Origin of the sequence: Marinomonas sp. PE14-40 (assembly GCF_051623805.1) — a bacterium.
Classification (GTDB): domain Bacteria; phylum Pseudomonadota; class Gammaproteobacteria; order Pseudomonadales; family Marinomonadaceae; genus Marinomonas.
Window position 1 is genome coordinate 3942055 of the sequence record NZ_CP130700.1, and the last position, 20599, is coordinate 3962653.

19 protein-coding genes are annotated in these 20599 nt (G+C 39.6%); 10 read left to right on the forward strand and 9 right to left on the reverse strand.

The genetic code is table 11. From position 1 onward, the window contains the following. Positions 1–4 precede the first annotated feature (4 nt). Positions 5–418, reverse strand: coding sequence for a MarR family winged helix-turn-helix transcriptional regulator (locus Q0A08_RS18210; protein ID WP_438462887.1), 414 nt, complete (start codon positions 416–418; stop codon positions 5–7). Between the two features lie 255 nt (positions 419–673). Here Q0A08_RS18210 and Q0A08_RS18215 point away from each other — a divergent pair, with 255 nt between their 5' ends. Further along, positions 674–1066: a VOC family protein gene (locus Q0A08_RS18215; RefSeq protein WP_438462888.1), complete on the forward strand. Its 393-nt coding sequence runs from the start codon at positions 674–676 to the stop codon at positions 1064–1066. A gap of 19 nt (positions 1067–1085) precedes the next feature. On the opposite strand, the gene Q0A08_RS18220 is transcribed toward Q0A08_RS18215, so the two are convergent. The 4 genes from Q0A08_RS18220 to Q0A08_RS18235 form a co-directional block, all read right to left on the reverse strand. Next, positions 1086–1778 carry a helix-turn-helix transcriptional regulator gene (locus Q0A08_RS18220; RefSeq protein WP_438462889.1) on the reverse strand — a complete coding sequence of 231 codons (693 nt, stop codon included), beginning with the start codon at positions 1776–1778 and terminating at the stop codon, positions 1086–1088. Positions 1779–1801: 23 nt separating this feature from the next. Further along, positions 1802–2161, reverse strand: coding sequence for a Fis family transcriptional regulator (locus tag Q0A08_RS18225; protein WP_438462890.1), 360 nt, complete (start codon positions 2159–2161; stop codon positions 1802–1804). Between the two features lie 6 nt (positions 2162–2167). Then, on the reverse strand, positions 2168–3523 hold the full coding sequence (locus Q0A08_RS18230) for a DEAD/DEAH box helicase (RefSeq protein ID WP_438462891.1): 1356 nt from the start codon (positions 3521–3523) through the stop codon (positions 2168–2170). 109 nt (positions 3524–3632) lie between these two features. Then, positions 3633–4658 carry an AraC family transcriptional regulator ligand-binding domain-containing protein gene (locus tag Q0A08_RS18235; RefSeq protein WP_438462892.1) on the reverse strand — a complete coding sequence of 342 codons (1026 nt, stop codon included), beginning with the start codon at positions 4656–4658 and terminating at the stop codon, positions 3633–3635. Positions 4659–5012: 354 nt separating this feature from the next. Here Q0A08_RS18235 and Q0A08_RS18240 point away from each other — a divergent pair, with 354 nt between their 5' ends. The 9 genes from Q0A08_RS18240 (at position 5013) to Q0A08_RS18280 (ending at position 13822) form a co-directional block, all read left to right on the forward strand. Then, positions 5013–6488 carry a methyl-accepting chemotaxis protein gene (locus tag Q0A08_RS18240; RefSeq protein ID WP_438462893.1) on the forward strand — a complete coding sequence of 492 codons (1476 nt, stop codon included), beginning with the start codon at positions 5013–5015 and terminating at the stop codon, positions 6486–6488. A gap of 11 nt (positions 6489–6499) precedes the next feature. Beyond that, complete coding sequence (locus Q0A08_RS18245) at positions 6500–7282, forward strand: substrate-binding periplasmic protein (protein WP_438462894.1); 783 nt, start codon at positions 6500–6502, stop codon at positions 7280–7282. 95 nt (positions 7283–7377) lie between these two features. Further along, positions 7378–7824 carry a hypothetical protein gene (locus Q0A08_RS18250; RefSeq protein ID WP_438462895.1) on the forward strand — a complete coding sequence of 149 codons (447 nt, stop codon included), beginning with the start codon at positions 7378–7380 and terminating at the stop codon, positions 7822–7824. Positions 7825–7990: 166 nt separating this feature from the next. Next, complete coding sequence (locus Q0A08_RS18255) at positions 7991–8644, forward strand: nitroreductase family protein (RefSeq protein ID WP_438462896.1); 654 nt, start codon at positions 7991–7993, stop codon at positions 8642–8644. 234 nt (positions 8645–8878) lie between these two features. After that, a complete protein-coding gene (locus Q0A08_RS18260) occupies positions 8879–9403 on the forward strand; it encodes a hypothetical protein (protein ID WP_438462897.1) in 525 nt (174 codons plus the stop codon). A gap of 143 nt (positions 9404–9546) precedes the next feature. Further along, positions 9547–10458: a LysR family transcriptional regulator gene (locus tag Q0A08_RS18265; protein ID WP_438462898.1), complete on the forward strand. Its 912-nt coding sequence runs from the start codon at positions 9547–9549 to the stop codon at positions 10456–10458. A gap of 168 nt (positions 10459–10626) precedes the next feature. Beyond that, positions 10627–11487 carry an EamA family transporter gene (locus Q0A08_RS18270; RefSeq protein WP_438462899.1) on the forward strand — a complete coding sequence of 287 codons (861 nt, stop codon included), beginning with the start codon at positions 10627–10629 and terminating at the stop codon, positions 11485–11487. A 278-nt stretch (positions 11488–11765) separates the two neighbouring features. After that, positions 11766–12320, forward strand: coding sequence for a PAS domain-containing protein (locus Q0A08_RS18275; RefSeq protein WP_438462900.1), 555 nt, complete (start codon positions 11766–11768; stop codon positions 12318–12320). Between the two features lie 5 nt (positions 12321–12325). Then, complete coding sequence (locus tag Q0A08_RS18280) at positions 12326–13822, forward strand: methyl-accepting chemotaxis protein (RefSeq protein ID WP_438462901.1); 1497 nt, start codon at positions 12326–12328, stop codon at positions 13820–13822. 79 nt (positions 13823–13901) lie between these two features. Here Q0A08_RS18280 and Q0A08_RS18285 read toward each other — a convergent pair whose 3' ends face one another. The 4 genes from Q0A08_RS18285 to Q0A08_RS18300 form a co-directional block, all read right to left on the reverse strand. Next, a complete protein-coding gene (locus Q0A08_RS18285) occupies positions 13902–14366 on the reverse strand; it encodes a gamma-glutamylcyclotransferase family protein (RefSeq protein ID WP_438462902.1) in 465 nt (154 codons plus the stop codon). 95 nt (positions 14367–14461) lie between these two features. Beyond that, positions 14462–16672: an ammonium transporter gene (amt, locus tag Q0A08_RS18290; RefSeq protein ID WP_438462903.1), complete on the reverse strand. Its 2211-nt coding sequence runs from the start codon at positions 16670–16672 to the stop codon at positions 14462–14464. Positions 16673–16999: 327 nt separating this feature from the next. Continuing rightward, entirely contained in the window at positions 17000–19468 is a 2469-nt protein-coding gene (locus tag Q0A08_RS18295) for an EAL domain-containing protein (RefSeq protein WP_438462904.1), read from the reverse strand. Beyond that, on the reverse strand, positions 19465–20586 hold the full coding sequence (locus Q0A08_RS18300; RefSeq protein ID WP_438462905.1) for a substrate-binding domain-containing protein: 1122 nt from the start codon (positions 20584–20586) through the stop codon (positions 19465–19467). The genes Q0A08_RS18295 and Q0A08_RS18300 overlap by 4 nt, the downstream gene beginning before the upstream one ends. Positions 20587–20599 lie beyond the last annotated feature (13 nt).

A 20599-nucleotide genomic window follows, 5' to 3' on the forward strand; every position in this document is an offset into this window, starting at 1 on the left:
TTGGTTAAAAGCGCTGGATAATAAAGTTTAAAAACTTCAGCACGGTTTGGATTTCTTCTTCACTGAATTCATCATTAAAGGTGTTATTTAACTGCTCAATATAGGGCAGTAGATCTCGAGATTTTTGTGAGCCACTTGAGGTTGGATAAAGCCTAATGGCTCTCGCATCCTCAGCGTCGACAATACGTTCGACTAGATCATTTTTTTCCATACGGGCAATCAGTCCAGTAATGGCAGACTTATTGAGGCATATGGCTTTCGCTAACTCTTTTTGCACACAGCCTTCATGTTTCACTATGTAGAGCAGTGCGGCTAACTGAGTCACAGGGGTATCAAGCTCTTGCTCACAGACCTTATCCACATGATTAAAAAGTTTGCGTTGAGCCATGTTAAGTAGAAAAAAGAGACGCTTATCCAAAACTAAAAATACCCTTAATAATTAAATAGTACGCATATGAACTAAAAATAGTTTACATGCAAACTAAAATGAAAAACAAGAGGCTGATGAAAAATAATCTGTGTCGCATATCTTCAAGACAGCCTTAATACACCAAGCTAAGCTGTACTCTTTAAAGAAAAAGTGAAAGGCAAGAAGAGGTACTAACACACTGATTTTTTTGTAATTTTGTTAGCGCTGAGTCTTAATTATCAAGCAAATTAATGGAGTGGGAATATGGTAGATCTAACTTTTAAATATACGATTTTATATGTGCAAAATGTGGCGCAAACCTTGGCTTTTTATGAGGCTGCATTTGGGTTTAATAAAGGGATGCTGCATGAAAGCGGTGATTATGGCGAGCTAGTGACAGGCAATACTAAACTGTCATTTTCATCAATAGCCTTGATGACTTCTCTGGGTAAAAAACCGGGGACACAAGTAGACTTAAATGCGTGTTTTGAAATTGCGTTTGAAACCACAGATGTACCAGCGGCTTTAACGAAGGCGTTAGCGGCTGGAGCGAGTATGGTTCAAGATGTGGAAACCATGCCTTGGGGTCAAACGACCGCTTATGTGAAAGATTTAAATGGTTTCTTGGTGGAGTTGTGCTCGCCAATTACTCTTTAGTGCATTTTGGCTGATAAGTTTAGAAAGGGTCAAAACCATAACCAGTACTGTCTAGTTGAGCCATTAGCATAGCGTCATTGAGCAGTTGTGTTGGACTGAGCTTAAACCAGCGTTGAAACTCTCGACACATATGGGATTGATCCGAATAACCATATAAATCAGCGGTGTCAGCCATGGCGTTTGTTTGGCCTAAATGCTTGGCAGCCTTGCGTGCTCTGGCTAGCTGAAACCAATAGCTAGGGCTTTTATCTGTTTCCTTGATGAGCATACGTTGTAAGCTGCGAGAGCTCATGCCGAGCTGTTTTGCTACTTGAGTGATATTGGTTAAATCGCTGGCTAACGATGTTAGCGCTTCTTCGACACAGGGCTTAATAGACGTGACTTCATTGAGTATGTCCTCGAGTTGACTAATGGCTTTTTTATCGTGGCTAATGGCTTCATTATCAAACTTAAAAAGTGGCATGTATTTGACGAGCTTCTCTTGCTCTATCTGCATACCAGGCTTTAAACGAAAGCCAAGACTATGAGTGTTTGCTTGAGTTTGAACCGCTTGAGTATGCTCAAATAGAGGGGAAACAAACCACAAAGCTGGCTCAGCTTGATTATTCGCTTGGTGGGTTTTGATAATGAGATCGCGACAGCCATCAGGCAAAATTAACAGACTGCCATCCAAATGAGAGTGGGCTGACCAAACATCTGTGACGTGACTCATATGTTCCTCCCATTGTTAGCCGTTTAAAGGGGTCCTAGCCTATGGTTCCATTTACCTTGGTGTTCTTCAAGACAGGCCTCTTCACTATCAAATTTAATTTGCTTAAAGCTATCTTGCAACTGGATACCGAGTGGTTTTAATTCAGACTGAATCAGCTGGCTCATTTCTTTTCGCTTTTCTCCACCTGTCGGGCTGCCTATAAAGCGGCTTACCTGAGCGCGAGTTTCAAAGACACAAGTCACCTTGATAGAACGAGACATATCATTGAAATCCACTTGATGCGTTAGCCACTGGAAACCGTCAAAGGTCTCCATGGCTTGGTCACAGACCTTAGTAAGGGCTGTGACTATGGCTTTTTCATGTTTCTTGTCTGTTTTTTTCATGACAAACTATTTATGCCTTGGGGCTCTTTTTTTCTCAGGTTTAGCATTAGCAGTTTTGTCGCCAACAAGTTTGTTACCTTTGCTTCTTTTTGGTGACGTATCCTTGCTAGGTGCTTGTTTACCTTCAGCATCAGGACGGTTCGCTTTACGCACATAATTCAAGATAGAAACTGGCACAGTTTTACGCACAGGGAAGCCTTCGATTTCTTTACGCTTCACAATATGGCCTAAACGGCTTTCAATCGCACATAGGTTCTTAAAGTCTCCCATAGCGACGAAGGAGATCGCCTCACCCGCAGCGCCAGCACGGCCAGTACGGCCAATTCTGTGGATGTATTCTTCTGGCTTGAAAGGTAGATCATAGTTAACCACGCGAGTTAGATCGCCAATGTCTATGCCTCGTGCTGCAACACCGGTTGCCACAAGGTACTTAAGCTCACCCGACTTAAACTCAGCAAGAACTTTTTCACGCATTGATTGGCTTCTATCCCCATGGATACAATCTGCTTTAATACCGCGTTTTTCTAACTGGCTAACCAACTTAGCCGCACCGTGTTTTTTCTCAATAAAGATAAGGGCCTGATCCCATTCTTGCTCTTTGATTAAATGGCTCAAAAGGGCAGACTTGGTATCTTTATCTACGGTAATCAACCATTGATCTATGCTTGATGCTGAGGTTTCTTTAGGAGATATGCTGATCTCTAAAAGGTCATCATAAAATTCTTTGTTTTCCATGCCCACACCTGAAAAGGTGGTAGATAAATTGCGAACATGGTCATTTAAGGTCGCGGAAAATAACAGGTTTTGTCTATCGTCAGGTAAACGATCGATAATATTATAGATGTCATCAATAAAGCCCATATCGAGCATTCTATCGGCTTCGTCTAGTACTAAGGTTTCAATTTCATCAAAATGTAGTGCGCGCTGGTGGACCATATCAACCAAGCGGCCAGGTGTTGCAACCAAAAAGTCGACACCTTCAATTAAACGTTCTTTTTGAGGCGCTTCATCAACACCGCCATAAAGTGCCATTGAGGTAAAATCTAACTCTTTGCCATACTCAGCGATGCTTTCTTCAACCTGGGTAGCCAGTTCTCGTGTAGGCGTTAATACCAAGATGCGAACACGTTTTCCTCTGACCTTAGTTTGGCCTGCATAACGACGATTACGGAAAAGCTTTTCTAATAGTGGTAAGACAAAACTGGCGGTTTTACCTGTCCCTGTTTGAGACGCTGCTAACAGGTTTCTATCCTGTAAAATGGCTGGGATGGCTTGTTTTTGGATAGACGTAGGTTGGGTGTAACCCAACTCAGCAACCGCATTAAGAATAGGGGTGCTTAGTCCAAGTTTAGCGAATGACATAAAATAGGTCTCGATAGGGAGCAGATCAGGAGGACGTGCGATGGCGGGAGTATAGCAGTAACTTGGTAAAAAATAAGGGCTGTTATTTTTGTTCTTGCCCTCTTCTTTCTTAAACTTTGCTGTGGATGAGCTGCTTTCTAAATTGGCTCACGCTTAAGTCATACCATTTATTAAAAGCAGTATAAAAACTACTGACTTCGGTATAGCCCAAGGTCTCGCTCACTTCTAAAATACTAATGTCTGTATTAGCTAATAGTTTTGCGGATTGCCTTTTTCTGACTTGATTTAATATCTCTTTAAAACTTGTGTTTTCTTTTTGTAAATGGCGGTAAAGGGTTTGTCTGCTCACAAATAAATGATGACAAACTTCATCTATATTTGCTTTTTTAAGAGGTAATAAATCTAATATTAAATTTTCTACACTCTCTTTATTGATTACTTTTATATTACTTTCTTCTTTATATCTTTTTTTAGTCTCTGCTAGACGGCTTTCTAATAAAGATTTTAAATAAGGGTTAAAACTGACCACTTTTCTTTCTAATATATCTTTATTAAACGTAATCATGTTTGATGGTGCAGAAAAACTAATATTGCCACCAAAAGTATCAGGGTACATATCCACATAAGCAGGCTCTGCAAAAGTGAACTGAGCTGCTACAAGTTGCACATCTTGGCGGGACAACTTTCTGGCCCAGTGGACAAGTGAGCTGAGATTTTTCTCTATGAGAGCATCTGGGTATCCTTTATTTGGATCTATAGAGAAGTGTAGTTCTACTAAATTATCATAACTTCTCATTTCCCAATGCTCAGAAGAACTCACCCAATCAAGGTGTTTAATATAATTGTCTAAGGACTCTTTGATGGTCTCACATTGACTAATAAGGCTCGCCAATAAACCTCTAAATGCTGGGTTTATATAGGATCCTAATATTAAACCGTAACCTTTAATGGGAGTGGTTTGGTCAATAAACTGCCATAAATCAATGAGTATTTGCTCATTTGATCTGCCTTCAGTATTGATGAAATTTTGCTTATCCAGAGTGTAGTCACTCTCAGAAATAAGGGACAGAGTGGCTGCAGACTCCATCAAACTAAGAACCGATGCAGAAGAAACCGTATTCTCATATTTTTGCATTAAATTCCCCTGATCAATAAAAAAATTGCTTTTTTGTTGCGATATAACCCCTCGTAACCAAATAGCAAACTGAGAGATACCAAATACTATAGAAGAGTTCAGTTTTTAGTTTATTATAAATTTTGAAAACTAATATTCGAATTCGAATAATACATATTCATACATAAATAATATATATAAAAATATGAATAAACCCTATGCAAAAATGAATGGATAATATTTTTATTATGAAATAAATTTTTCTGTTAATGCACTCGAGATGATTTCAAACAGCCATATTTAACGTTTAAACAAAAAGTTTAGATGCGGAACTTTATTGGCTTAATTAAAATTATATTTGTTTAGGTATTAAGGATGAATAAATCAATTTCTCTAAAACTAATTGTATCTATATGGTTAGCAATATCTGTTTTAATTATAATGTTCTCAATCTATGATTATAAAAAACAAGAATCCGAGTTAAAAGAAAGGCAACATCAAGAAATTTTAAATTCTGGGCAAAGATTACAGCTTAGTTTACCAAGCTCTATTTGGAACTTTAATGAAGACCTTACTCAATCTATTTTAAATTCAGAGAAAAACCTCGAATTCATCTCAGACATCACCTTTACAGAAGGAGGAGATGAGCTAAAAGGTGAAAATTCAGCAGAATATACCTTTATTTTGACTTACCAGAATTCAGGTAAGAATTCCGTGGTAGGTAGCGTCAATATCACCAAAGATGATACCAGTATTAAAGAAAAGCTTAAGCAGCTACTCATTACTGAGTTTATTAAAGCGATCTTCTTAATCAGTATTCTTGTCCTGCTCGTACATTTTCTACTGTCTTATATGGTGATTAAACCCATTAAGCTAATCGCCAATAAACTTGAAGATATTGCCTCAGGTGAAGGTGATCTTACTCAGCGTATTGCGCATTTAAATCAAGATGAAATAGGTCAGCTTGCGATTTCTTTTAATAGTTTTGTTGATCAAATTCAAAAGCTTGTAGCACAAATACAGGTCAGTGCAGCGGGGACAAACACGCTGTCTAATGAGCTTCAAGAGGTCTCAACCAAGGGTAAGTCACTGTTAGAGTTCCAACAGGAAGAAACAGATAATCTGGTGAGTGCCACCAAACAATTCAGTCTCTCATCTCGTGAAATTGCCGTTAATGTGAAGCAGACGGCAGATGAAGCCCAGCTTGCAAGTAAAGAAACGAAAGCCATTGCTCTCGTGATTCAATCTAGCGTTGTTGCTAATCAAACCTTATCCGAGCATTTAAACAGTGCGACTCAAGCGGTGAGTGTGCTTGAAAATGATGTGCAAGGTATCAGTGCCTTATTAGATGTGATCCGTGCTATCGCAGAACAAACAAATTTACTGGCTTTGAATGCAGCGATTGAAGCGGCAAGAGCAGGAGAGCAAGGTCGAGGTTTTGCGGTTGTCGCTGATGAGGTGAGGGCTTTGGCTAACCGAACTCAAGAAAGCACAACAGAGATTCAAAGAACAATAGAAAAACTTGAGCAAGGAACAAACTCCGTTATTGAGATAATCGCGTTATCTCATGGTGTGAGTGAAGAATCAGTTGATGCAGCACAAAATGCAGATAGCTTGATTGAAAGTATCCTCAGTGCAACGTCGCAAATTAGTTCAATGACAGACAACATCTCTTCCGCGACAGAAGAGCAAAATATGGTCTCGGATGACCTTGCTAATAACATTTCGAAAATTGTAGAGGCAGGGAAAGAAAGTTTAGAACAACTCTACGATATCAATAATAGATCAGAAAATATTCTTACTTCTTCTAAACAATTAGAGAAAAACACTTCCCAATTCCGTGTAAATTAAAAGGTGTATTCATGTTTAATTTAAAGTCTAAGTCAATGATATTTGCGTCATCTTTCATACTGCTTTCTCAGCAAACGTATGCAGCAGAACCCTTATTGGTTAGTTCAATCGATTGGTGCCCTCAGCTTTGTGGTACAGGTGATAAAGAAGGATATGTAATGGACACGGTAAAGGCGATTTTTAAAGACAGCCCTTATCAAGTTGATGTGCAAACCTTTCCTTGGTCCCGTGCGATTAAGTCTGTTGAGAAAGGCCAAGCTCAGGCCCTATTAGCGCCAGCAAAGCAAGAAGCACCTAATCTTATGTTTCCTACACAAGAAGTGGGAATTCAAAGAATGTGTTTCTTTACTAAGTCACACTCTGACTGGGAATACACCGGGCCTGAGTCTCTAGCTGGCTTAAAAGTGGGTCTCGCTCAAGACACCTCGATAGAAGAACTAAACTCCTTTATTGCTGATAATCCAGATCAGTTCGATTTTATCCCCTATAGCGACAGTTATTTGGATATCAGCTTCAAGAAAACCAAGTTCGATAGGATAGACACATTTCTATTCACTTATAACTCCACTCAATATGAGCTAATTAAGCGAAACCTTGATGCTGAGTTTAAAGAAGCTGGCTGCACCACCACAGCAAAAATTTATATGGCCTTTACACCCGATGCAGGGCAAACCTCAGATGTTAAAGAAATGATGGATTACTTTGATCAGGGAATGAAATCGCTTAAAGCATCCGGTGAAATTAAAAATATTATGGCGAAATATGGCTTAAGCGATTGGCAGGAATTCTTATAAAGGCGAGCGCTTAATTCAAGGTAAGAAGGGGCTAAATTGGTGGAGTCAGTACTGCCAATTTAGTTTTTCATTTTTAAATACTTGGTGATATGGCCATGCTTGATGCTGTTTTATTAGTCTTGTTAAACCTTTTGTTTATCTACTCGTTAGTTAGCTTGATGGAAAAAAGGCTGCATAAATTCTATCGCGAAAAATACGGTGCACAGATAGAGGAGTTCAAGCGAGTGATTAGCTGCTTTCAAAAATTTGATTTTGAAAAGATCCCTGCACCAAAACAAGATAACGACACAGTGTATAACGACCTTCTTATAGTTACCTCATCCTATCTAAAGGCTTATCAAGCGCTTGATATGAGTAAAAACCAATTAATCGAGTTTTCGGTCAGGAATAAAGAATTAATTAAATCCTACATAGACGTGCTCGAATCTTTGAAGCTATCTACTGCAAAGTTTCAGGGGTTAGACAATGAGGCAGAAGTCGCAATGGCTGATGTAATCAATAAAGTTGAAGATTCAATTAAAAAATTAACGCAAGAATATTAATTGGAATTTTATCTTGATATCAAGATAAAAAGCTGTCATCCTAAATATATCTTAACTTCAAGATAAATTTAATTATCTAGCAAGAGCTTTCCATTATATGTCATTTAGACATTTAAATTAGGAATGAAAATCACGCTAAAAACCAAAATTTAAGGTAGGGAATACGATGACAAATTTAGCCGAATTTAAAGACACAAACCTTATGCAAACTGGTACAGAATCAGTACTAGAAAAGCGCACATCAGTGGGTAAATATGACAAGTCTCGCAGCATTGATGCCAAGTTAGTGTCGGAGTTAGTGAGATTAGCTTGCTTAGCACCAAGTGCGTTTAATCTTCAAAATTGGGAGTTTGTTGCAGTCCATTCAAATGAAGCAAAACAAACCTTATTCCCACTTGCTTTTAATCAGCCTCAAGTTCTGGATGCGGCAGTAACATTTATCGTGTGTGGTAAAACCGAAGGTTATAAAGAGTTAGGCGAGGTTCTTCAAGCGTCTGTCGATGCGGGTATTATTAACTCGGGTGTACAGCAAACTTGGGTTGATATGGTCACACAATCTCATGAAAATGATGCTCAAGTAAGGCGGGATGAAGCCATGCGTTCAGGGTCATTAGCATCAATGAGCTTAATGGTTGCAGCACAAGAGCTAGGTTTAGTCTCTGGCGCTATGGGCGGTTTTGATCCCGATGCGGTAAAAGCGGCTTTCTCAATTCATGATGCAAGTGTGCCAGTAATGCTGGTTACAGTTGGATACCCAGCTGAAGGGAACTGGCCACAAAAACTTCGTAGACCAACAGAACAAGTACTAACACTTGTATAAGCCGATTCGGATAAACTCTCTTTTTAATATTTCTTTTCAACGGCCTTAAAATTCATAGTAAATGAATTTTAAGGCTTAAATTCCTCTTGTGATTTGGTTAATTAGATTGCAACTAAATCAACTATTCAACTTATTCTTTGTTCAATATCATAGCTCGATAAAATGAATTGCCCATGAAGGAGAATCAGAAGGTATTCGTCTTGTATTCATGAGCAACACACTGAGTGAAGAATAATGAAACACATAATAATGCTAGGTTTATTGATATCCGCTTTACTGGCTAATTCTGCCCACAGTTTTGAGGTCGCTGTTGACCCTGTGCCTTTTCTTTTAAAGGGTTACTCTTTGAGCTTGGCACAAAACTTTGGTGATAAGCGCTTTGAAATTGGAATTTTCGGGCTAGAAGCTGACGATGATATCCACGGTAATGATAACTTCGATATGGAGTTTGAAGGCTTTGGTATTAAGTATGATCACCTTTTTAATCATTATGAAGGTGTCTTTATCGGCTGGGAGTTAAACTTTGCAGATGTGACTTATACCCATACCAAGAGCAATGAAGTATTTGATCGCACTGTCATCACGACCGCACCAAGAATTGGCTATCGCTTTGTTAAAAATAATAATTTTACCATCACTCCCTGGTTAGCGTTGGATATCCTGCTTTATGACGGTGACAAGGTCGAAAGCCAAGGTGATACCTACGAAACCGATGAGATTCAGCTTTTTCCTTCCATCCAATTCGGATATAAATTTTAGTATCAGAAATCAATTCTAATTTGTTTAATGGATAAATGCGTATTTAAAATATAAAGTTGGCCATGACAAGCGCAGCATCTTTTAACAGCGTTAAAAAGATTAAAATGGAGTGCTGCTAATTTGGTTTAACAGGAGCGTTTTAAATGCGAAATAATCTATATGATAAACAAGCCAAGCTGAGTATTTGGCTGCAAAGTTTTTATCATATAGCCAGCATAGGTAGCTTTTCAAAGGCAGCGAAAGCGCTAGGACAATCACGTAGCACCTTAACGAATCATATTGCTGAATTAGAATCGCTTTACTCTGTTAGCCTAATAAACCGTACGACACGCAGTTTTGCTTTAAGCCAAGAAGGGGACGCTCTTTTAATACATTGCCAAAAGCTAAACAAGGTTTTATTTGATAGCCATGCTTTGTTATCCAGCTTCTCAGATAACCACGAAGGCCTGTTACGTCTTCAAATCCACAGTGTACTCGATACTAAAAACTTCCATCAAATACTCAGCTTATACAAGCAAGCTTATCCTCAAGTGGTACTTGATATCGTGGTGAGGCAAGAACTTGGTGACTTGGTAGAAGATAATATTGATGTGGCCTTAGTATTGGGCGACCTTGAAGATACGAATTATATCAGCCGTGAGTTACTCAGTGTTGGCTCCCATGTTGTGTCTAGCCCAAGCTTTTGGGAAAACAGACAAAAGCCTTCTCATCCTAATGAACTAAAAAACCTACCTTGTATTAATTACCGTCATTGTAGAACCGGTAATAAGTGGAGTTTTAGTGACCAAGGTGAAAGGTTCTTAGTAGATATTGGTCTATCTCATATGTGCCATTCTGATGAAATGCTGCTTTCTTTTGCCCTAGATGGTTCTGGTGTCACAACCTTATTGGATTTCACCTGTCGTGAATATATCGCTGAGGGCAAGCTTGAAACCTGCCTCGAAGGTTGGACTTATAACATCCCTTTAAGTGCGCTTTATCAAAGGAGAGACAAGACTCCTTTGCGAGTTAAAACTTTTGTCGAATTTCTTGTCCAGCATATGCCTGCTCTTTAAGGTCTAGAAACCAGTTGTCCTATTTTCTGACATCTGCTGTCTGAGTAATTGATATAGCGAGTCTGTAGTCTTGATGGCTAATGAACCTGTGCATAAAAGCACGTGTTCAAGCTTCAATTTCGCACAGTGTTAAACCTTGTGTGATGACTATGACAGGCTCAGAGATCTATGTTCCAATATCACCTTAAAATTCTCGCTTCGAACCTTATTTGGGGTTCTTTACCGCTCTATTTCTTCTTTATTGGAGAGTACACGCCTTTATTTTTATTAACAGTGCAGATCAGCAGTGCTTTTGTTGCGCTGTATTTTTTGACTTACTTTTTTACCTCAATCCGCATCAAACTTAAGGATTTGAGATTAAGTCTCGTACCTGCCTTATTGCTTTCGATTAACTGGGGAGGTTATGCTTTTGCGGTTAAATCAGGCTTTGTGATAGAAGCAAGTTATGCCTATTTAATCCTGCCTATTTTGCTCTTGTCAGTTAACCTTGTTTTAGGGAAAGACAGGCAGTTCAGCACCAAACTTTGTGTCACCCTGACTTTGATTATTCTCGTGATAGAGTGTTTTTTAAGCGGTGTCTTTCCCCTAATTGGCCTTGGTATTTCACTTTCATTTTTAGGGTACGCACTCTGGCACACTAAATACCAATTAAACCCTATTAAAAGTCTATTGCATGAAACCTTACTTATGCTGCCCGTATCCATTGGCATCTGCTTTATGTATGACAATACTATCTTTAACGACAAAGGGCTGACAGTTCTAGGGATAGAGTCACTTTCTGCTTTATTTTTACTTGGTATTTTAACCGTGACCCCTCTTGCCTTATTCGTCAGTGGTGCCAAGAGGGTTAACTTTAAAATCTTACCCTTATATCAATTTATCTCTCCCGTATTAGGTATGATTTTAGGTATATACCTCTACCGTGAACCCTTGGATTCATGGCGTATTGCCGCTTATGCCGCACTGATATTGATTCTTGTTGTTTATAATTTGTATCACTTGAATCGAAGGGAGCAGGCGCTTGTTTAGGTCTGTTTCCTTCTCCTGTTTAAGTCTCCTAGAATCACCCGCATACTCACTTTATTCAATCTAATTGTCTGAGCTTTGTTATAGAAAAGCTCAGTTTATGACGAATATCCCTGTCTAATGTCAATCCATGACCCCAGTCAAATCTATATCATATTTATCTTAGGTAAGTGTGAGAGCGCCACTTACTTCTAGCACCTAAATACCCTAAACATATCCAATCTAGGGTAACGGAATATGTGCAAACCTATCTCAATTTGCGCTTAAAAAAGGTCGAGTATATGCCAAAGAAGAAAGGGCTAATGAAGCAACTCCCTCTGGTAAATGAAGAAGTCTCTATAGGAGATGAAGAGTTTATCGTCAGTAAAACCAATGTCCGTGGTCATATTATTTATGCTAACCGGGTCTTTATGGAAATATCCCTACTGAGCGAAGATCAACTGATTAACCTTAACCATAATATTATTCGCCATCCTGATATGCCAAAAGGGGTGTTTAAGTATGTTTGGTCAACCATTAAAAAAGGCCAAGAGTTTTTTGGTTATGTAAAAAATCTACGTAGCGATGGCCGTTATTATTGGGTGTTTGCCAATATCACCCCTGAATACGATCAACAGGGTAATCTACTGGGTTACCTTTCGGTAAGACGCAAGCCGCCAGCGTCTGCCATTAAAGTAATAGAGCCTATTTACCAACAGATGTTGAGTATAGAAAGGCAAGCCAATTCAAATAAAGATGCAGCAGAAAGGTCTCTCGCATTTTTACAAGAAGAGCTAAAAAGCCAGAACCTAGATTATCAGGACTTTGTTATTAACTTGTTTCACAGGAAGTCGTAAGCAAGATGTCTAATACCTATTCAGCCAAAATCAGTAAAGCAGCCAAAGTATCTGCCAATATTCCTCTATTGAGAACCAAAGTAAAAATTTACTCAGCCATACTCGCCATCCTAGCGCTTAGTATGTATATCTATGTGTTTTTTTTACATGGGTTAGATTGGTTTTTAATTGCCACAGCCTTAGTTGTCTCTGTGATATCAGCCAAAATGTACACAGGCTTTCGTTCTTATCTGATCACGTTAAATAACATCAACGAGATATTGATTAACGCCAATAAAGGGCAATTTAATCAACGTATTACCAGAATAAAAGGGCAGGGTGAAGTAGGCAAAGTTGCGTGGGAGCTAAACGAGTTTTTCGATATTTTAGAAAACTACTTTAACGAAGTAGATACCTGTTTTAGCTATGCCGTAGAAAACAACTTTTCAAGACCTACTTTTCCAATTGCCTTACCTGGGCTGTTAAAACTCTCTCTTGAACATATCAATAAGTCTCTCGATGCTATGAGCAAAAATGTTGAATACATTTCTCAAAATGCCCTCAACAGTGACTTGTATGAGCTTAATATTAATAACCTAATCAATGATTTACACAGCACTCAGGAAGATTTTACCAAAATCACGAAAGAAGTGTCTCAAGTGGATAAGTTAGCAAAAGACAATGTTGCCAATACACAAACCAGCCGAGCAGCAGTAAAAGAAATAAACACCTCGTTAAAGAATATTAATGATAATGCAGCTTCTGTAGTGGAAGTGGTGAATGGCCTAAATCAAGACAGCCAAAAGATAGCCACTGCTTTATCCTCAATCACAGCCATTGCGGATCAGACTAATTTATTAGCGCTTAACGCGTCGATAGAAGCAGCCCGAGCGGGAGAAAACGGACGAGGTTTTGCTGTGGTCGCAGATGAAGTAAAAGCCCTGTCTTCCAATACTAAAGAGATCGCTGATGGCATCTCAAGTATTCTGCACTCTTTCTCACAGAGAGTGGGAGAAATCACCACGCAAGCGGAGCAATCGGTTCACTTGACGACCTCAGCTAATGATTTAATGGGTAATGTGGATGAGAACATAGAAGCCTTGTTAGCCTCTGCAATAGAGACAACAGAGTGTGTGAATACCGCGAAAGACCAAGCTTCAGGCTCCTTAGTGAAAGCGGACCTCATGGTGTACAAGCAAAACGCTTATCGTGCTGTGTCTAATGATGATGCGATAGAGAGTCGCGAACTGGTTAGTCTTGATTATCATGAGTGTCAGTTTGGCCAATGGTATTACGGAGAACAAGGCGAGCACTTTAATAATAGAGCCAGTTTTAGTGCGATCGAATCCCCTTATCAAAATGTACATGAATCGATTCGCCAAGCACTTAATCACAGAGATGAAAATTGGCAAGCGGATATGAATGTACGTAATCATATCGTTGAAAATATCCGCAAAATGGAAGCCTCAAGCCAAGCACTATTTGGCAAAATTGATGTGCTAGTCTTGGAAAAAACAGCTTAATTTAAGCTAGAGTAAACATGATCAGAGCCTGCTCCCAGAGCAGGCTTTTTTTATTGAGTTTGGTAAGAGTGAGATTCGGTTAGGGGTTGTGGCGGCTAGAGTAGAGCTTGGAGTGCTCTAACAAATACTCTCCCTTAAGTACTTGTCGCACAGATGTTTCAAAGGCAGAACTGCTGCATTGCTCGTTAGGCTTGCCGTAAACGAATACGGTATAAAGCTCGGCACTGGATTCACAGAAGACATCTATTTCAACACGATGATAGCCGTCTGCTTCATGAATACGCTCTAGCTTATCCATCTCACTAAGGGCTTCTTGATCCACTTCGAATACCTGACTCTTAATGGGGTGAGTATCAAAGCCTTTGTCTATTTCTTCAGAAAGTTTAGTCTCAGGCAAAATCAGCCAAGGAGAAAAGCGTTCGCCAACTAACACAAGAGGAAAGGCCTCTTTAGTGACAAAGTCTCCTCGAAAGCGAATCCCTTTGTTGGCATTAAAGTTAGGAAAGCCTTCTTTGAGAGTGCCAAATACGAATATCTTGATCATTTTTCCATCCTAGAGGCTTAGATTTAATCTTAGTGCCTTATGAGAAGATAGCGTATCTAGACCAGTATCTTCATCGATGCTGGCCTAGGTAAGGTTTAATGAAGCCTTGTACTGGTTTTAAAGCTAGAGGTTACTTCCTCAAACGATTGAGACACATTTGTCAGGGCTAGGCTTGAGCTCTCAATAGAGGATATTTTGCTTAAATTAGTCGTACAGGCATTTTCGATATCTTCCACGGCGCTGAGTTGTTGAGAAATATTCTCTTTTTCACTTTGCGCCATTTCGTTAATGATACTGTTCGCGCTTTGTACCTTGATTATTTCTTCATTGCTTCGAGACAAACGTTCGATGGCTTGGCTCATAAGATCGTTACTTTCTCTTACTTTGAGCCTGTTATCATCCATTAAGTGGTTAGCGTGTGTGGTTCTGCTTTGCAGATTATCAATGACAACACCGATTTCTTGTGTCGCATGGCTCGTTTTACTTGATAGCTGACGTACTTCATCGGCAACGACTGCAAACCCTCGACCACTCTCACCCGCGCGTGCAGCTTCAATCGCAGCATTAAGAGCAAGTAAGTTTGTTTGCTCTGAAATTTCTTGTACGCCAGATAGAATACTGACGATTTGACCACTGTCTTGTCTTAGAGCCTGCATAATATCGTAGGCTTCATCTGCTTTAGACTGCATTTCAAGCATAGTCGCTTTCATTGCTTCTATCATCTTTAGAGATGCTGAAGAGCTGCTTTTTACATGGTTTGATCTTTGTGTGATATCCATAGTGAGATTGGCAAAATTGTGTAATGACTCATGTAATTCAGCCGTTGATTTGGTGATATTTGCAATGTCTGTTAATTGCTTTTTAACGGCCGAACTAATATCAGACGAGTCTAGGTTCATATTATTCGTATGATGTTTTAGGTTATCAACGCCATGAGAAAAGTTTGCATAAGTCTGTTCCACTTGGCTAAGGAGTCTGTTAAACATCACAGCAATGTCGCCATTTTCTGTGCCATTCTCAACCTCAAGGCGCTTGGTTAAATCGGCAATCGCATCAGGGTTGCTATGGGCATTGACGAACTCTTGCATCGCACTTAGGGTTTCAATAATGCCACTGCTTGCGCCATGCTCAACGATATTTAGGCCTTCTTTTTCGTGCTCTGGATCCACTCTAAGTTTATTAAAGGTTTTTAATCCCCAAAACATAATTAAGCCAGTGGAGAATGACCAAGCAAAGACCGCTAATACACCGGTTAATTGAATGCTGAACTGATCAAAACGACTGGCGTTGTTTAAGTTCTCGATAGGGGCGACAAATGCTAGCATTAAGGTACCGACAACCCCTGCTACCCCATGAACCGTAATGGCATTAACAGGATCATCCAACTTGAACACATGTAGCATAATTTCTTCGCTAAAGTAGACAATCGCACCAGTCACTAAGCCAATAATAATGGCACCACTGGGAGTAACGACCGCACAGCCTGCGGTAATACCGACCAAGCCGCCAATGACACCACTTAAAATCTTTTCAATGTCGATTGTCTTGTCTTTTGTCGAGACAGCAATGATAAAGCACATGATGGCAGATGCTGATGCCGCCAACATGGTATTCGCCATAATACCGGCAATGTCTTTGGTTGCTGCAAGGGTACTGCCACCGTTAAAACCGAACCAACCAAAGAAAAGAATGAAGGTACCAATAACGGCCAGAATAAGGCTATGGCCATGAATCTTCTTTGCTTTACCGTCAGCATCAAAACGACCAATACGAGGTCCAAGCATGATAACGCCAGCGAGACCAACCCAAGCCCCAACAGAATGCACAACGGTAGAGCCTGCGAAATCTATCATGCCTTTTTCTGCTAACCAGCCACCACTTTCCCAGATCCAATGGCCTGAAATAGGGTAAATAACCGCGGTTAAAATGAGAGATACAACGACATAGGACATAAATTGCATTCTTTCCGCCACAGCGCCACTGACGATAGTCGCAGCGGTACCTGCAAAGGTTGCCTGAAAGACGAAAGAGGCAATATCGCTAGGCTCACTTAATCCGTTTAGCATAAATGCATTTGTTCCCCACAAGCCTAAAGCATCGCTACCAAACATTAAGCCATAGCCAATAAACCAAAAAGCAAAAATAGCGACGACAAAATCTGTCATGTTTTTCATTGCGACATTGATTGAGTTTTTGGCTCTGGTCAGGCCAGCTTCAAATGCAGTGAAGCCTGTTTGCATGAACATGACGAGTGCAGCAGAAATCATGATCCAGATGATATCGAGTGTTGGTTGAATCTCTTCCATTATTGTTCGGCCTTTGTTTTTATTGAACGGATGAAACTGCTGAAAAAGACAGCTTTAATGTGATATTTAAAGTGACTTAATGCAGGTTTGATGCCGATAAAAAGAAAAATGGAATGAGGTTTTGAAAATTAACTTAAGATCTTAAAAAGTAAGTGAATTTAATAAATTAGTAGCGTAATCGAGTAGGGTAAGTGAGTAATTTCTAATATATAGGTTTGCTTGAGAATGACGCAAAGTGATAAGCGCACCTTTTTATCTCATTAATAGCCTGAAGATTTTTAGGTGCACTTTTTTGGTTCTTTATATAAAGCGTTAATAGCCTAGCTTTTATTGTTGATCACCCTTATTTGCCTCAAAGTATTCCAACCAATTTGGCACAGGTAGAGGTTTGGAGAAGTAATAGCCTTGGGCACGTTTACAGCCTAATTGTATGAGCTTCTCTAAGTGTTTATGTGTTTCAACACCTTCTGCAATGACAGATAAGTTTAATATCTTAGCAAGCTTTAGAACGGCGCTAGTGATCTCGCAGTCTAACTGTGATGTGTCTAAATCTTGGATGAAGCTGCGATCCAATTTTAGATAATCTGCGGATAAGTTTTTCACTACAGAAAGTGATGAATAACCTGTTCCAAAGTCATCAATGGCGATTTTATAACCTTGAGATCTCAGTGTTTCTATGGTTCTGACGCAGGTTACGAAATCTCGCATCATATCTCTTTCGGTGATTTCCAGAATGAGTTGATGAGGCTGACAACTGGTTTGATCAAGGATGCTCTTAAGTTGCTCTGCTAGGTCTGGCATATAAAACATACGAGCAGAAAAATTCAGGGAGAAAAGAATCCCTTCTAGGTTAACGCCTTCTTCTTGCCATTGGCTGATCAAGGTAGCTACTTTTCTAAATACCCATTTATCGATATCGACGATAAGATCCGTTTTCTCTGCAATCTCTAAGAAGTCGACAGGTTGTAGCAGACCTAATTTTGGATGTTCCCATCTTACTAGGGCTTCTGCTCCTGTGACACGTTTGCTGTGAAGATCGACTTTGGGTTGGAAGAAAACAACCAATTCATCGTTTTTAATCGCTTGGCGTAGGCCTACATTTGTCTCAATAATATCTGTGACTTCTAACGTCATTTTATCCACATAAATGCGGTACTGATCTTTGCCATTTCGCTTCGCATGGTACATGGCGGTATCGGCATTTCTAATCAAGGTTTCGTCGTCATTACCGTGACTTGGGAACTGACAAACGCCAATACTAGCTGATACAAAGACGCTCTTATCATCGATATAATAGGCTTTACGCAGAGATTTATTGATGCGCTCTAAAATGATTTCACCATGCTTCACGGTTTCTTCATCGTCCACCACAATCATAAACTCGTCGCCACCCATGCGAGAAACGAAACCAATACCTTGTACTAACTCCTCTAGTACTTTTGAGACATTGATAAGTAAGTTATCGCCAGAGGTGTGCCCTAGAGAATCATTGATGGTTTTAAACTCATCGATATCTAGATAGATTAATAAGAAAGATGAATCTTGCTCTTTCGCCTTAGTGATTTTTTCATTGAGCTTTTTTGTTCCTAAAAGACGATTGGCTAAGCCTGTAAGTGGATCATGGTGTGCTAAAAAGTCGAAATTTTTCTTTTCTTCGTTTAACTCCGAGTACGCATCAGTCAGTCTCAGTGCCATTTTGTTGAATGTGTTTTCGATGTGGCTCCATTCATCCGTACGGTTTAAGTTAATCGGCTTATTAACACCGTCTGACTCTATCCGATCGAAGCCTTCACTTAGGTCTTTTAGTGGTTTTTGGATATGCCGTTTAACCACTAAACTTACGAGTAAAATGGACAGTAAAAAAGCGAATACACTAATTAAAATGGCATTAAGTCTTGATCGGCCAATTTCCTTTTTCAAACTTTCTGCTAGGGCCAAAGCATCCGTTTGCACTTTCGACTCGGTTAGCTCAACCATGGACAACAGCTCGTTCTGAGAGGTAACCAAGGCATCCATTACTAACCAGCGCTGCTTTAAGTTCGCCTTTATACGTCTTAGTGCTGCATTGTATTTATGAAGTGTCTGCTTCATTTTTTGCTGTTGTGCCGTAAGTTTAGGGGTTTTTATATCAACATTTTCTAAGTGTAAAAGCAGAATATCTAGCTCTTTTTCAACCTCTATGATCAATACTTGCTCTGTCTCTGGTGTAATTCGGCTATGGATATTGCCGACCATTTTACCTGTCATTAAAAATGATTCACGTAACATGGAAACGAGATCTAGCTTATTAAAGTAACTCCAATTTTCTGCATCTTGCGCTTTCACTCGTTTTTGATCAGAAATATAGAACTCAAGTTCATCGATCTGCTCGGCAAGCAAACCATCTATTTGTTGGGTTTTCTTAAGTATTCGATTGAGAGATAAGGAACTGCCTAAGAAACGGTGAAAGTTATCAATAAAAGAGTCCATTTTTTGCGATAGGACTCGGTTTGTCGATAATTCGCGCAGTGTTTGCAACTCTAAATCAATATGAAAAGCTTCTTCTGATAGGGTGCTTTCACTAAACAAGAAAGTTTGTTCAAGCAGCTTAACTCGAGAGGTAAGTTTGAAAACCCGACGACTAATATCAGAGTGTTCAGAAAGTACGGTGATATGTTCATGGGCTTGGGTTTTTAATGTTGATTCAACATAGTAGAGAGAGCGTATAACGATCAGAATGGCAAAGCTCACTATCATTAATGACAGTAAATTAGAAAAGATAAGACGCTGTGTAATCGTAACTTCTCTTAATTTCATTCACCGCCCCAAATTTTCAAATAAACATCACGATAACCATTTTTCGGGTCATAAATACCTGAGCTCTCACTTGTGATTAGATCATCAACATTATCCGGAATAACTAAGTGAATCGGCGTTGAGTAACCACTGGGAGGGTGGTTGCTAAAGGCCCGGTTAAGCTCATCGATAATTTGCCAGCCTTGTAAATATAATGGCTCTGGTACGGTGGCAAGTTGAAACTGCTGCTGGCTGATACGCTTATAAGCCGCTTTACTACCATCACCTGCGGAAATATTGAGAGGAATGCCTTTTCTTTCTTCTAATCTGGATTCAAAAGAAGGGATTGCATAATCAATGTAGAGGTCATTAATGGTTAGGAAATGGGTGATGTCTTCGCCATATGAATGCCAAAGTGTATTTAAGGTATTTGGCATTTTCTCAGCGATTTGATCTAAAGCTAACGGTTTTAATTCTAACACTTGGCAAGTGCTACACTGCTTTAAGGTATCCACCATGACTCTTGCCTTGATGGAGGCGATTTTATAATTAGGGTCACTAAAGACGATGGCTTTGGCTTTGGCTTTTGAATTAACTACGGCTAATAATGCTGCTACCTCGGCGACCTCTAAAGGGTCTGTGGTAATGTTGGTATACAACCCAAGTTCGTCATTCCCCCCAGCTAACTCCGCCGCGTGCCAACCAACCACTACGATACCCTGTTGCTTTGCTTGGGCTAAAATTGCCTTATGTCTGAGAGCATCTATGCCACCTAAAATAATGGCATCAGGCTTAAAACTAATCGCTTCTCTTAATCCTGCGCCTTGGCGAATCTCTGAACCTCGACTATCAATAAATTTCAATTGCCAATCAAGGTTTGAGATGGCTTCTGATATTCCTTTGGCAACGCCATATACACCACCATTTCGAAGGTCGGATGCGACGAAGATAATTTTCTTGTTATTAACCAGCTTAGGGCCTTCCTTTGGGCCATCCCAAACTTGGCTACTTTTGGTGGCTTGCTCAACCTTCTTAATCGCATAATCTAAATAACTTTCTGACGAATTATTGGCGTGAGAATACGAAGCGTAGCTGCCCAAAATAATGGCTATAATAGTTAAGAATCTTTTAATTAGCATCTTCTTATATAAG

Coding starts and splice junctions, on each gene's coding strand:
- Q0A08_RS18215 (WP_438462888.1), top strand. CDS start 674: ATGGTAGATCTAACTTTTAAATATACGATTTTATATGTGCAAAATGTG.
- Q0A08_RS18220 (WP_438462889.1), bottom strand. CDS start 1,778: ATGAGTCACGTCACAGATGTTTGGTCAGCCCACTCTCATTTGGATGGC.
- Q0A08_RS18225 (WP_438462890.1), bottom strand. CDS start 2,161: ATGAAAAAAACAGACAAGAAACATGAAAAAGCCATAGTCACAGCCCTT.
- Q0A08_RS18230 (WP_438462891.1), bottom strand. CDS start 3,523: ATGTCATTCGCTAAACTTGGACTAAGCACCCCTATTCTTAATGCGGTT.
- Q0A08_RS18235 (WP_438462892.1), bottom strand. CDS start 4,658: ATGCAAAAATATGAGAATACGGTTTCTTCTGCATCGGTTCTTAGTTTG.
- Q0A08_RS18240 (WP_438462893.1), top strand. CDS start 5,013: ATGAATAAATCAATTTCTCTAAAACTAATTGTATCTATATGGTTAGCA.
- Q0A08_RS18245 (WP_438462894.1), top strand. CDS start 6,500: ATGTTTAATTTAAAGTCTAAGTCAATGATATTTGCGTCATCTTTCATA.
- Q0A08_RS18250 (WP_438462895.1), top strand. CDS start 7,378: ATGCTTGATGCTGTTTTATTAGTCTTGTTAAACCTTTTGTTTATCTAC.
- Q0A08_RS18255 (WP_438462896.1), top strand. CDS start 7,991: ATGACAAATTTAGCCGAATTTAAAGACACAAACCTTATGCAAACTGGT.
- Q0A08_RS18260 (WP_438462897.1), top strand. CDS start 8,879: ATGAAACACATAATAATGCTAGGTTTATTGATATCCGCTTTACTGGCT.
- Q0A08_RS18265 (WP_438462898.1), top strand. CDS start 9,547: ATGCGAAATAATCTATATGATAAACAAGCCAAGCTGAGTATTTGGCTG.
- Q0A08_RS18270 (WP_438462899.1), top strand. CDS start 10,627: ATGTTCCAATATCACCTTAAAATTCTCGCTTCGAACCTTATTTGGGGT.
- Q0A08_RS18275 (WP_438462900.1), top strand. CDS start 11,766: ATGCCAAAGAAGAAAGGGCTAATGAAGCAACTCCCTCTGGTAAATGAA.
- Q0A08_RS18280 (WP_438462901.1), top strand. CDS start 12,326: ATGTCTAATACCTATTCAGCCAAAATCAGTAAAGCAGCCAAAGTATCT.
- Q0A08_RS18285 (WP_438462902.1), bottom strand. CDS start 14,366: ATGATCAAGATATTCGTATTTGGCACTCTCAAAGAAGGCTTTCCTAAC.
- amt (WP_438462903.1), bottom strand. CDS start 16,672: ATGGAAGAGATTCAACCAACACTCGATATCATCTGGATCATGATTTCT.
- Q0A08_RS18295 (WP_438462904.1), bottom strand. CDS start 19,468: ATGAAATTAAGAGAAGTTACGATTACACAGCGTCTTATCTTTTCTAAT.
- Q0A08_RS18300 (WP_438462905.1), bottom strand. CDS start 20,586: ATGCTAATTAAAAGATTCTTAACTATTATAGCCATTATTTTGGGCAGC.